General features: G+C 50.9%; 11 protein-coding genes. All 11 read right to left on the reverse strand.

The window, feature by feature from the left end:
- Positions 1-2 precede the first annotated feature (2 nt).
- The 11 genes from OCV63_RS00080 to gyrA all read right to left on the reverse strand — a co-directional run bounded on the left by OCV63_RS00080 (position 3) and on the right by gyrA (position 12,816).
- Positions 3-866: a S66 family peptidase gene (locus OCV63_RS00080; RefSeq protein ID WP_158361257.1), complete on the reverse strand. Its 864-nt coding sequence runs from the start codon at positions 864-866 to the stop codon at positions 3-5.
- Positions 863-1,684, reverse strand: coding sequence for a purine-nucleoside phosphorylase (locus tag OCV63_RS00085; RefSeq protein ID WP_158361259.1), 822 nt, complete (start codon positions 1,682-1,684; stop codon positions 863-865). The genes OCV63_RS00080 and OCV63_RS00085 overlap by 4 nt, the downstream gene beginning before the upstream one ends.
- A gap of 15 nt (positions 1,685-1,699) precedes the next feature.
- Complete coding sequence (locus OCV63_RS00090; protein ID WP_158361261.1) at positions 1,700-2,089, reverse strand: HI0074 family nucleotidyltransferase substrate-binding subunit; 390 nt, start codon at positions 2,087-2,089, stop codon at positions 1,700-1,702.
- Positions 2,076-2,369 (reverse strand): nucleotidyltransferase family protein, encoded by a 294-nt coding sequence (locus OCV63_RS00095; RefSeq protein ID WP_262670576.1) that lies wholly within the window; start codon positions 2,367-2,369, stop codon positions 2,076-2,078. The genes OCV63_RS00090 and OCV63_RS00095 overlap by 14 nt, the downstream gene beginning before the upstream one ends.
- 7 nt (positions 2,370-2,376) lie before the next feature.
- A complete protein-coding gene (locus OCV63_RS00100) occupies positions 2,377-3,090 on the reverse strand; it encodes a lysophospholipid acyltransferase family protein (RefSeq protein ID WP_158361265.1) in 714 nt (237 codons plus the stop codon).
- A 152-nt stretch (positions 3,091-3,242) separates the two neighbouring features.
- The gene (locus OCV63_RS00105) at positions 3,243-6,065 is read right to left on the reverse strand and encodes a YfhO family protein (protein WP_158361267.1); all 2,823 of its coding nucleotides are present in this window, start codon (positions 6,063-6,065) and stop codon (positions 3,243-3,245) included.
- A 51-nt stretch (positions 6,066-6,116) separates the two neighbouring features.
- Entirely contained in the window at positions 6,117-7,757 is a 1,641-nt protein-coding gene (locus tag OCV63_RS00110; RefSeq protein WP_158361269.1) for a glycosyltransferase family 39 protein, read from the reverse strand.
- 138 nt (positions 7,758-7,895) lie between these two features.
- Positions 7,896-9,371, reverse strand: coding sequence for a DUF4153 domain-containing protein (locus OCV63_RS00115; RefSeq protein ID WP_158361270.1), 1,476 nt, complete (start codon positions 9,369-9,371; stop codon positions 7,896-7,898).
- Position 9,372: 1 nt separating this feature from the next.
- Positions 9,373-9,612 (reverse strand): helix-turn-helix domain-containing protein, encoded by a 240-nt coding sequence (locus OCV63_RS00120; RefSeq protein ID WP_158361272.1) that lies wholly within the window; start codon positions 9,610-9,612, stop codon positions 9,373-9,375.
- 11 nt (positions 9,613-9,623) lie between these two features.
- Complete coding sequence (locus OCV63_RS00125) at positions 9,624-10,064, reverse strand: DUF2975 domain-containing protein (protein WP_158361274.1); 441 nt, start codon at positions 10,062-10,064, stop codon at positions 9,624-9,626.
- A gap of 271 nt (positions 10,065-10,335) precedes the next feature.
- Positions 10,336-12,816 (reverse strand): DNA gyrase subunit A, encoded by a 2,481-nt coding sequence (gene gyrA / locus OCV63_RS00130; protein ID WP_158361276.1) that lies wholly within the window; start codon positions 12,814-12,816, stop codon positions 10,336-10,338.
- Positions 12,817-12,837 lie beyond the last annotated feature (21 nt).

The following is a 12,837-nucleotide window of genomic DNA, read 5'->3' on the forward strand; positions in this document are numbered from 1 at the left end:
TGTCAAAAGAAATGAAACAGATCTCCGACACGGACGGCCAGCGCATCTTTTCCGTGGCCAATCTGCCGGGTTTTCAGAATCGGAAGCTCTGCTCCTGCGTAACGGCAGGCCAGCTCCTCTATGGTCGGGGAACAACTCCTGTCCTCCATCTCCGTAAAGGTGCCGAGAAGCAGGGCTTTTATCTGCCGGAATACGCCCAGCTGCCTTAGCTGGCTGAAATACGTAACCATCTTCGGGACGCCGCCGCTCCAGGACTCCAGAAGAAGAATTTTGTCCTGCATATCCGGCCAGTATTCCGTCCCCGCCAGCTTCAGGAGACAGCGGATATTCCCGCCCACCAGAGTGCCGCAGAGCTCCTGCTGCTTCTGTCCTTTTTGCACATATTGGCAGGAAATTTGAAATAAATCCGATTGTTTCTGTAATATTGTATTTTCAAAGGCCGGACGGCGGAAGAATCCGCCGCCTGAAACAAGATTCCGGGCCTGATAAAGGACGGAAGACCTTCCAGTCTTCGCATAGATGGCATTCAGAATCGTGGTCAGATCACTGTAGCCCCAGAATTCTGCCCGGCTTTTCCCGATCACCTCGTAATCCAGATAAGGCAGAAGCTCATTGGCCAGATCGCCGCCTGACAGATCCAGTATCGCCTGTACCTCCGGATCCCGGTAAAAGCTCATCAGAGCTTCGGCCCGTTCTTCCGCAGTGCCGCTGAAGACCGAACAAAAAACCGGATCCTTTTCATAGAGACAGGGACTTACGCAGGGCGTGAAGCCCAGCCCCTCCAGGTATGCGCAAAGCTCCTCCACGCTCCCCTTTTTCCGTACTTCCAGACCGTTTGAACAGGCCACCAGCGCTATTTTTCTCATATTCCGGTCACCACAGCCGTCACCAGCTCCTTAAACTGCTTCGCCACCCGGTCTGCCGTTTCCTGTACCTCTGCATGGTTCAGCTCCCTGGCCGACATACCGGCCGCCAGGTTGGTGATACAGGAGATTCCGCAGATCTCCATGCCCATATGGCGGGCCGCGATTGCTTCACAGACGGTGCTCATGCCGACGGCATCCGCGCCCAGGTTTCGGAACATACGGATCTCGGCAGGCGACTCATAGGAGGGGCCGGTCAACTGGAGATAGACGCCCTCTTTCAGGGTGATGCCCAGCTTTTCCGCTTCTGCTTTCACGAGCGCACCCATGCGGCGGCTGTAGACCTCGCTCATATCCGGGAAACGGGGGCCCAGCTCATCCAGGTTTGATCCTATCAGCGGATTGGGGACCATGGTGGAAATGTGATCGGTGATCAGCATGAAATCTCCCGGGATAAAATCAAAGTTGATGCCGCCTGCGGCGTTGGTAAGCAGCAGCTTTTTCGCGCCCAGCATGCCCATCAGCCTAGTGGGAAGCACCACGTCCTCCATGGCGTAGCCCTCATAATAATGGACGCGGCCCTGCATGATGACCACCGGAACCTGATTCACGTAGCCGAAGACAAAGCGGCCCTTGTGTCCGGGTACGGTGGACACCGGGAAGCCTTCAATCTCCTGGTAGCTGACCTCAGCCCGGATATCAATACTCTCCGCGTAATCACCCAGACCGGATCCCAGAATCAGCGCCACTTCCGGCTGAAAATCTGTTTTCTCCCGAATACATCTCATACAGTTCTGCAATTTCTCCAGTGCTTTGCTCATAGACATACCCTCCTTTTAAATCCAGTTCTGTTCCATTTCGTTTTTCAGACGGCAAAACATATCATAATACGATTGTTTTGCAGAATTAATAATATCTAATGCAACTGCTTTATTATACGCATGCGCCACATTATTTCTGGCCTGTAAAGCTTCCAGCCAGAGCTGTTCGTCCTGAATCATTCCCATCTGATAAGCTGTCTTTAAAATCAACTTTGGCGAACCTGTCTTTCCTTCCGGCGCTCCATTCATATCCAATAACTCTTTTATCGCTTTCCATGATTGCTCAAAACAAATTTCATATAAACCAACCAGTCCCGTCAAAATCACATTATCATAGGGTTCCCGGTAATTATAAATATCTTTCAGATTATCCAATGCCATATAAAATTTTTCATATTTTTTCATAGAGCATCACCCCTTCTTTTTCAATCACATCCAACAATTCTTTCTGTACGGAACCGTCCAGATTTACTACGTCATATTTCAGCAATGTGGTAGTTTCCTCTTCTACATCCAGGGCAAAAGCCGCAATATTTCCTCCGCTGACTGCAAGATCAATATCACTGACCTTCCGGTAATCTCCCCTTGCCCGCGAGCCAAACAGAATCACTTTTTGGATTCCATATTTCTGGGCAAGTTCTTTTATTTCCTGTATAATTTGTGGTCGGATTCCTGTTTCATTCATCATATCTCTATTTTTCATACTCCGCAATGGTTTCTTCGATCCGCGTTTTTACGATTTCGGCGATTTCCGTCGTCTTCATACTCTGATAAACCTCGTAAGGGATCGGCTCCAGAAAGTGAACCTGGACAGTCACCGGGGCAATGCTGTTCCGATCGAAGGGTTCGAAGGCATTCAGGAGGGCTACCGGAACGATAGGGGCTTTGGCTTTGACGGCGCATTTGAAGCTGCCGCCCTTGAAGTCACCCACCTGGTTACCCCGCCTGGATCGGGTTCCTTCCGGGAAAATCAGGTAATTGCGGCCGTTTTTGACCTCCTGGGTCACGTCCAGAATTACCTGCAGGGACTGGCGCACGTCCTCCCGGTCCATGATTTTTGCCTTCATGATGGCAAAGACCTGTTTCAGGAACAGCACATCCTTTACTTCTTTTTTCGCCACTACTGAGAAGGGCTGATCGCAGGCTTCAATAATCGCCAACACGTCAAAGAGTCCCTGGTGATTGGGGAAAAAGACAAAGCTTTCCCCTGTGGGGATATGTTCTCTTCCATGGACGTCGATTTTGACCCGGCCTCCCTTGTTGGCGTGGAGTACGATTTTCTTCAAGAGCGCGTATTTCTCCGGCTCCGGGATATCGTCCGTATGCTTCGCGAAATGGCAGAGCTGCCACCACCAGTAGGGGACGAAGGGCAGATTGTACAATACCATCAGGATAATTCGCCTCATAATGTTACCTTCTCTCTGGCCTCACATAGACCTTCTTTTTAAAAACGCTTATTAAAAATTTCTCTGAAATGTTTTCTATCTCTTTTAAATACTCTGTAATACATAAATTATTTAAAATATTCAATCTGTTGCAACAGCTTGTTTTTTTTATATTAGTGTTGCTCTTCCAGTGGCTTCAGCGTCTCAAACTCCGTCTCAATGGATACCTGCTTTCCTTCCAGACTCCTGTGAACAAAATCCAGCAGCATGGACTGAATCTGATCGGAATAGCTCCACCAGGGGCTGGTGGTCAGCGGGATCAGGAAGCTGCCCTCGCTGCCGTCGAAGGTGAAGCGGTGGGCTTCCCTGACGCCCTTGCCCTCGTCCATGAAGTAAACCACGCCCTGGAATTTCAGGGGCTCTTCGGAACCACTCTCGTCTCTTACCGTAATCCGCAGGAAGGGAATTTCCGAGCCGTCCTGATTTTCCGGGAATGTATAGAGGAAATAATTTTCCTCGGCGTTCAACACATACTGATCCTCGCCCAGCTCTGTGGCGTTGGTGTCCAGAAGGCTCCAATCCACATTCAGGGGTTCTGTCTCCTCTTCCTTCAGGTATTCATTTCCCCAGGCCTTCGGAAGCATCTTCAGGTCCTCGATGTGGGTCAGTTCGGCGAACTCCTCGTAGGCCGGTTCAAACTGAGCCCGCACCTCGTCGTCATTGGTCAGGAAAATGATATTCTCGTACTTACAGGGCGTATAGTGCTTCTGAATGTACTGGTACATATAGTAATTCCGGGTGCTTAAGGAACCGGAATCATGCTGCCAGGCCGGGGCCACGATGATGAGTTCCGGCTGCTTTTCTTCCAGCACTTCGATGGCCCGGGTCTGCATCACCTTGTTGTTGGTGTTGTAGGTGCTGCTGAAGGGCATCAGGTTTTCCCTGTTCAGGATGTTGTAGTGGGAGAGCTGGTTGGTCATGTCCACGACCTTCTTGTCCCTGCAGAGATCATTGACCAGGGTGTTCAGATTCATCAGCTCTTTCTTCTGCGTTTCCGTGATATAGATGTCTCCGAGGCCCGGGATGCCCGTCTCCTCCACTGTGGCGTAAGTATAGTTGTCGCTGATCGTATCCCGCTCAAAGACCTTCGCAGGCATGGTCAGCAGGTTGCTGCCCCTGGTCAGGACGGTGGCCAAAAACAGAAAGGCCATCATGCCCGCCGTCCACAGGGAAAAGCGTTTTTCCAGGGAGGGCAGGAAAATCAGCAGCACCAGAAACAGACTGCAAATGGTGGTCACAATGATGCCGCGCTCGCCGAACTGGGTCCGGACGAAGGTATAGCGCACGATCACCAGGTTGAAAATGAGCAGGAACAGCAGGGCATACCAGGCAAGCTTCTTCTCCCCGCCCTCTTTGTCTGCCGGGAAAATCAGGGCTGCCAGCAGTGAAAAACCGAAACCGAAGGTGGCATACCAGACGTATCTGCTCGCCAACTCCTCCTTCAGGATGTCGCCGGTGGTCTCCAGGATGGCCGCTGAATTTTCCACAATATAGCGAAGAATCGCGAAAAACATGGGAATAAAGCAAATTCCCAGGATCAGAAGCGGGATGTACCAGGGCAGGATCTTTTTCCGGACTTCTTTTTCATTCAGGCGGAAGAAGATTTTCCAGCCCTTCTCATGGAAGCACTCCCAGAGAATCATGGGCAGGGTCGCCAGGGCGCAGGCTCCGCCGATGGACGAATTCCAGGCGATGGACAGAATGGAGATAAAAGTCCAGCTCCAGAGCAGCATGGGGAAATTCTTCCGCATTTTTTTCGAAAATACGATCAGAATAAAAGGCAGCGCAAAGGCCCAGCGCACGTAATAATACTTGTCCCCGAACAGGGAGAACAGCAGCACGCAGAGCAGGCCCAGCAGCTTATTGTCAATAAAATAATAGAATACCGCCGCAGTCGCCATGGCGATGAGGACGCAACCCACGATCATGGCTGGTTCGATGGACGCGTAGGTTCCGTCAAACAGAAGCTTTCCCACTGCCGCCTGGAAATAATCGCAGACGCCGTGGATGGGCATGGTATCGATGTAGGGCACAACGCCGTAGTTCAGAAGCTCATGCAGAGGCTCCGCAATCTCGCCGTAGTGGTACATCTCCAGCGGGGTGCCGGAAATGGTGCCGTTTGGCAGAGTCCAGGAGGCGAAGACTGCCAGAGACAGAAATGTGGAAAGGGAAATCGCCGGACGGAGATCTGCTCTGTGTTTTCTGAAAAATGCCCTGTTCCACAGCGTACAGAATACAACCAGTACAAGAACCGCCGTTTCCATCTTTGTACTTTGATAAAGTCGGATGACTGCTCCATCCCGGAGATACTCATAATTCCAGAGCATCAGGAACGAAAGCGGCAGAAGCCACTGCCCCCATTCCATGTATTTTTTTAGCTGCCGTCTGATCTGTTCCTGTTTTGCCGGATCTTTTCCACATCGGCGTACAAAATTTGTGAAGATACCCACACCGATCAGAGTTATACACTGCAGAATGGGGAAAAGTTTTTCAAGCCATGGCTGCATACCGAAGAATGCCTCAATGACAAAGCAGATCAGAGCCAGCAAAAATTCTGAAAACAGAATCAGAAAGCAGGCGTCTTCGAACCAGGCATAGCTTTCCCGCTGCTTCGCCGTATATTCCCACGTCCGATCAAAGCTGCCGCAAAGCCAGCTCCATTTCTTAGAGAGCAGGGTCAGGATCACTGCGTACAGCAGAAAGAAGCCCAACAGTCCGCCGATGTATAAGTTCGCCAGGGTCATGTCGCCCTGCTTGTAGTAGGCAGTCCAGGTGGTGTAGCCGGTAACGAACTCGCCGTATTCCGGCATCTGCTGATAGAGAACCCGCATGACCAGCCAGCATAGGAGGGCCGTAGACGGGATCGTCAGGGTTGCGGAAATGATACATATTTTCTGTGAAAAATATCTTTTCATAATCGTGTTGAAACCTTTCATCTATTTGCCCGTGTTTTCAGGGCATCCAGGGATACCCGTAGGGCATTTCATCTATTTGCCCATGTTTCCGGGGCTCCATTTTCCCAGCACACCGCTAAGCCCTGCGGCCGCGCCCGGAAGCATACATACGAAATACGGGAAAATATACTGGGACTTGGCCTCCCAGATGGTGTGGAAGAAAAATCCTCCCAGGATCACCATGGGCAGGAACAGCTCGGTAAGCTGCCAGCGCTTCTCCCCTTTTCTGCCGATCAAAAGCCCTGCGAAGACTGCCACGAAGACCAGGAGCTGGAACAGATTCATGTATTCGCTGAGCACCCGATACAGCTTGCCCTCATAGATGCTCTGGACGATCGTGGAAAAATCGCCGTTGTGAAACTGGTTGACCCAGAGGGCCTCATAAGTGGGCTCGTTCCATTGGGACAGGGTCTTTCTCAAATAAAAGCGGGCGGCATAGACCGGATCCTTTTGAAAATGCTGCAGCGACTCCGTTATGGCCTCTCTGGCCATGGCGTCGCTGACCACTGGATCGCAGTCTGAGTTTACATAAGTGTCGAAGTTAAATCCGTTATACCAGCCCTCGGCGCGTTCGCCCTCCTGCATGCCCATGGCGACCCAGAGGGATTTGGGCATACCGCTTTCGATGGGGATGCCGGAGCGGTGCTCATAAAAAGCGGTCAGACTCTTACTTAAAATTACTGTCATACCAAGAATAATCAGAATCGCAACGAAACTTTTGCCTGCTTTCCCCATTCCTGATTTTTCATTTTCTTTTTGATCTGTGCCCAGTTTGCTTTCTTCTGTTTTGAGCATCGGTTGTCTGTGTGCCGTTTGTTCCATCTGCTCCTTTTTGATCGTACTGACGCTCTTTTTTACCGCGTCATACAAAAGCAGAATCACCAGCGCCACCAGAAAGATACTGTAATTATTCTTCACCAGAATCGAAATTCCAATCAAAATTCCGGCACTTACCGCATAACGCCATTTCCCATGATCCAGAAAAAGAAGCAGCGCGTAAAAGGCCTCCAGCGCGAAGGCCAGTCCCAGCATCATTCCGTAGAGGAAGGTGCTGTATAAGATAATCTGGATGCAGCCCATGGACGCCAGCAAGACAAGACAATCCGCATTTTGATCGTGATAGAGCCGATCCGTAATCCGATAAAGCAGATAGACCACGACTCCATTTGCCAGGGCAGTCAGGTACATAAAGGCTTTCCAGTTTTCCCCGCCGGTCAACCGGTACAGAACCTCCAGGATCGCCGTCAGGCCCAGCTGGTTCGGGTAGATCTGCATGTATTTTCCATGCTCAAAAAAGAGAAAATTATTCTGGGTCATCAGGTAGGACACCCAGGATACCGCCTTCTGATCGGCCTCTGGGTAGGTGTGACTCACCTGGATCCAGAAAACGCTCATTCCGATCACGAACAAAACCGCAATTGCAGTCAGCATTTTCGTGGAAATTTTCTTAAATATCTGTTTTTTATATAATATATATAAGATTCCCACAACAGCTGCCAGGAACAGCAGATTCAGCGGAATCACATCCCACCGGTACTCCGGCCGCTCCCCGTAGGAGGAATCCGGTGTGAAATAGGCGGTGCTTAACATGCTGGCCGCCGTCAGAAACCCGAACAGCAGAATGGACAGCCAGAGTACCACACCGTCTGCCACCCGTAACAATTTATTTTGCATAAAGTCTCCGATCAAAAAAATTACATTGAATTCGTATTACTCAGAAAAGGTACACGAACTCAATGTAATTATAATATAAAGCACTTCATTTGTCATCCTAAAGTTCCGGCGGCGCGGACTCTGCCGAACCGCCAGATTTTATTCCAGCGGCGCGCCGGTATCCCCGCGGAAGTATTCTTTACACCGCAGCTTAAACAGAAACTCCGACACGTTGAATTTCCGGATCCCCGTATGCTCCTCCTGCCGATACTCATTCATGGAAAAATATGCTCTCGTCATCTCCGCCTCCGCCGTTCCTTCCTTTGCAGCTTTCAGCATCGGGCTCGACGCGTCTGTGGACAGCTCGTAAAGATAGCTGGTCTGATCGTGGGCTATATTGTAGGAGGCAATCCAGGCGTCCATGTGACTGAAGGAGAGGACGAGATACAGCACCGTTATTACCGCCACGCTGTACCGGAACAACGGGAAGCTTTCCTGAAAAATATTCCGGATCACTCCCGCAAACAACACTGCCAGCGCCAGCAGCGCAAACAGCACCAGCACCCGGAGCCGGGTCAGCCGGTAGGCCTGAATATACAGGAACATCCGGCAGGCCGAGGAAATCATCATAATATACGTGCAGGCGGAAATAAATGTCAACATGATTTTCAGAACCTTATTTTCCCGGAAAAGGATCAGTGTAACCAGCGCCAGCAGCAGATTCAGCGCACTGACAAAAAGGAGCTGAAAGAAACCCTGTCTGGCAAAGCCTGCGTAGGAATATTCCGCCGGAAGGGTGAAGCCGCCGGTGAACAGGTAGGAAATCTGAACCATGCAGAACAACAGATAGACCACACCGATAACCGCCAGCGCCGTGATCGCCAGAACCGGCTCCTGGGTGCGGAGATCCTTTTCTTCCGCCTGGGGCTTTCGGTTCTTTACAGCGCTGTAGATAGCAAAGAAAAACATCAGCCCCCAGAGGAACTTGAGCGTCATGAAAATCAGCTTTGTCGGAAGGATCATCTGACTGATCACCTGAACCACCCAATCGAACGCGCCGCCCAGCATCTGATCGAAGACCTCGTCAGCTGAAATCAGAAGCGGCAGGATCAGACAGAGCAGGGTTACGCCCACCAGAATGCCCAGGATCACATAAATCAGTTTCCCATTCCGCTTCTTTTCACCTGTTCCGGCCTGTTCCTTCCGCGCTCTCCGGCTTTTGGCCAGCTCCGGGAACACCGCGAAAAGATGGGCCAGCGTCTTCATTGCCAGATCCCATAAACCGCCCACATAGCGAAATACCGTCCAGTTTTGATCCTCATAGCCGTCATGCAGAAGCAGAATGCCGAATAATACCCAGACGGCCAGCTTATTGCACCAGATGATGATAAGATTGCCGGTCAAGAAGGTAGATACTCCCAGAAGCAGGATGGCCAGCATATAGAGCCTGGAGTCTTTTTTGATCGAGCGCCCGGCCTGCTTCATCAGGCCCTGGTACAGCATAAGCATCCCAGCCAGAAATACCGGATACAGTACACCTGAAAAATTGTCATACAGACAGAATACATAAAAAAGTGAAAATCCAAACAACACTTGCAGATGGCTGAAGTTCTTCCGCTTTTCCCATAGCTTCATGTTAGATCCCCTCCTCACTGACCTCCGTGCCGTCACCGTCCGGGACGTATTCGAGAATGTCGCCGGGCTGGCAGTCCAGCACCTTACAGATGGCGTTCAGGGTCGAAAACCGCACCGCCTTTGCCTTGTTATTTTTTAAAATGGACAGATTGGCCATGGTCACATCCACCTCCTGGGAAAGCTCCGTGAGGCCGATTTTCCGCCGGGCCATCATGACGTCCAGATTGATACGAATTGCCATTTCAAATCCCCCTATATGGTTAAATCATTTTCCAGCTTGTAGGTAACAGCCTGATCGAAAACGTCTGCCAGCACCCGGCTGAACAGACCCGCGATCAGGAACACCAGCACCTCCACCATAGCCGCCGGAGTCGTCGCCAGAAATAATCGAATCACGGTCAGTCCCGCAATGCAGAAGCTGTAGACTGACATTCTCTTCAGACTGGTTACATTTTTCTCCACGAAGCAGTCTGAAGCGAGAACTGTCCGGAACATAGATCGAAGCTCCCGGATAATCAGCACCGCGAAAATGCCGGAGAGAAACAGGAACACCAGCAGCGGCAGATAATACCGCCGATACTCCGGAAAATAGTCTCCCAGGATTTTCAGGGAAACCGGAAGACTGAAAGCCGCCAGAATCCCCGCCCAGAGCATGAAATCCAGCAAAGCCTTTGTAAATTTCGTGATTTTCATAGAGACCTCCTGTAATTTGTAGAATATTATGTAAACTTTATATGGTATCTCACTGTCGATCTTCTTTCTGCCCGCAATACATTGAAAATAGTAAAAGAAAAAGTGGTAAGATACAGCTATCCCTTTCAGATACCTGTATCTTACCACTTTATTTATTGTTTTTCAATATGTTTTTATTGTTTATCAATATTTATTTTAAATTCGATGTGCAAGATTCTATAGGGAAAACGCCCTCAATTCTGGAACTGCAGCGCAGTCTCAGACTTGCACATCAAATTTCTTCTTCCTCGGCGGAATCATCCTTATTCATCTGCTCCCGTACCTTGGCAATACTTGCCACAGATACGTTTTCAGAATCCACGTTCATGAGCTTCACGCCCGAAGTGATACGGCCCATGATGGAAATGCCGTTACACGGAATCCGGATAATGATGCCCTCGGTGGTGATGAGCATGACCTCGTTATCCTCGTTGACCGCCTTGGCTCCGACCACATTGCCGGTCTTGTCGGTAATCTTGTAGCACTTTACACCCTTACCGCCACGGTTCTGTACAGTAAATTCATCCATATCGGTGCGCTTGCCCAGACCTTTTTCGGATACTACCAGCAGATACTCGCCCTGGCTTTGAACCTGCATGCCTACGATCTCGTCCTGATCAGCCAGATTCATACCGATGACGCCCATGGACGCACGGCCAGTGGCTCTTACGTCCGTCTCCTTGAATCGGATACACATGCCATACTTCGTAATCAGGAAAATGTCCTGATCGTCATCGGTGTACTTCACCTCGATCAGCTCGTCGCTGTCACGGAGATTGATGGCTACCAGGCCGGACTTCTTCACGTTGGCGTATTCCCGGATGGAAGTTTTCTTCACCAGACCATTCTTGGTGGCCATGAAGAGGTACTTGCCTTCCTCGTACTCTTTGATCGGAATGACCGCGGTAATCTTCTCGCCCGGCTGCAGGGACAAGAGATTGATAATGGCGGTTCCGCGGGAGGTTCTGCTGGCCTCGGGAATCTCGTAGCCCTTCAGGCGGTACACCTTACCGGTGTTCGTAAAGAACATGATGTAATGGTGAGTGGTGGTCATCATCAGATCCTCGATGTAATCCTCATTGATGGTCTGCATGCCCTTGATACCCTTGCCGCCGCGGTTCTGGCTCTTGAAATTGTCGGTGGTCATACGCTTGATGTACCCTAAGTTCGTCATGGTGATCACCACGTCCTCCTCAGGAATCAGGTCTTCCATGGACAGGTCGAACTCGTCGAAGCCGATGCTGGTACGGCGGTCGTCGCCGTATTTATCCGCGATGACGGTAATCTCCTCTTTGATGACGCCCAGCAGCTTCTTCTCATCTGCCAGAATTCCCTTTAAGTAATCGATCTGCTCCATCAGCGCCTTATACTCTGCCTCCAGCTTCTCCCGTTCCAGACCGGTCAGTGTGCGCAGACGCATGTCTACGATGGCCTGGGCCTGTACGTCGTCCAGTCCGAAGCGCTCCATCAGCTTCTGCTTTGCCTCCGGCGTGGACTGGGATCCGCGGATGATCCGGATGACTTCATCAATATTGTCCAGGGCGATGAGCAGGCCTTTTAAGATATGGGCGCGCTCCTCGGCCTTATTTAAGTCGTATTTGGTGCGGCGGGTAACCACGTCCTCCTGGTGAAGCAAGTAATACTTCAGCATATCCAGAAGGTTCAGGACTTTCGGCTCCTTGCCTACCAGAGCCAGCATGATAACGCCGTAGGTATCCTGAAGCTGGGTGTGCTTATAGAGCTGATTCAGGATCACGTTGGCGTTGGCGTCCTTGCGGAGCTCGATGTTGATCCGCATACCCTCGCGGCTGGACTCGTCGCCGATGTAGGTGATGCCGTCGATGCGTTTTTCTTTTACCAGCTCGGCAATCTTCTCGATGAGCCGGGCCTTATTGACCATATAGGGAAGCTCGGTAACCACGATGCGGCTCTTGCCGTTGCTCATGGTCTCGATGTTCGTCACGGCACGCACGCGGATCTTGCCGCGGCCTGTCCGGTAGGCTTCCTCGATGCCTCTGGTTCCCAGAATCTCCGCGCCTGTGGGGAAATCCGGTCCCTTGACGATTTTTAAAATCTCTTCGATGGTGGTGTCGCGGTCCTCTTCGATCCGGTTATCAATGAGCTTCACCACAGCCTTAATGACCTCGCGCAGATTGTGCGGCGGGATATTGGTCGCCATACCGACTGCGATACCCGTGGTACCGTTGACCAACAGGTTCGGAAAACGGGATGGAAGCACGGAGGGTTCCTTCTCAGTCTCATCGAAGTTCGGTACAAAATCTACGGTATTTTTATTGATGTCCGCCAGCATTTCCATGGAAATTTTGCTTAAGCGGGCCTCGGTATATCGCATGGCTGCCGCGCCGTCTCCGTCCACGGAACCAAAGTTACCGTGACCGTCTACCAGCGGATAACGGGTGGACCAGTCCTGAGCCATATTGACCAGGGCTCCGTAGATGGAGCTGTCGCCGTGGGGGTGATATTTACCCATGGTATCGCCGACGATACGCGCGCACTTTCTGTGGGGCTTATCCGGTCCGTTATTCAACTCGATCATGGAGTAAAGCACTCGCCGCTGTACCGGCTTTAAGCCATCCCGGACATCCGGAAGGGCACGGGCTGCGATAACGCTCATGGCATAATCGATATAACAATCTTCCATGGTCTTTTTCAAGTCCACGTCATGGACTTTGTCAAAGATATTGTCTTCCATTTTCTATTCTCCCTTACTAGG

It is taken from the genome of Laedolimicola ammoniilytica (assembly GCF_025567165.1).
Taxonomy (GTDB): Bacteria; Bacillota; Clostridia; order Lachnospirales; family Lachnospiraceae; genus Laedolimicola; species Laedolimicola ammoniilytica.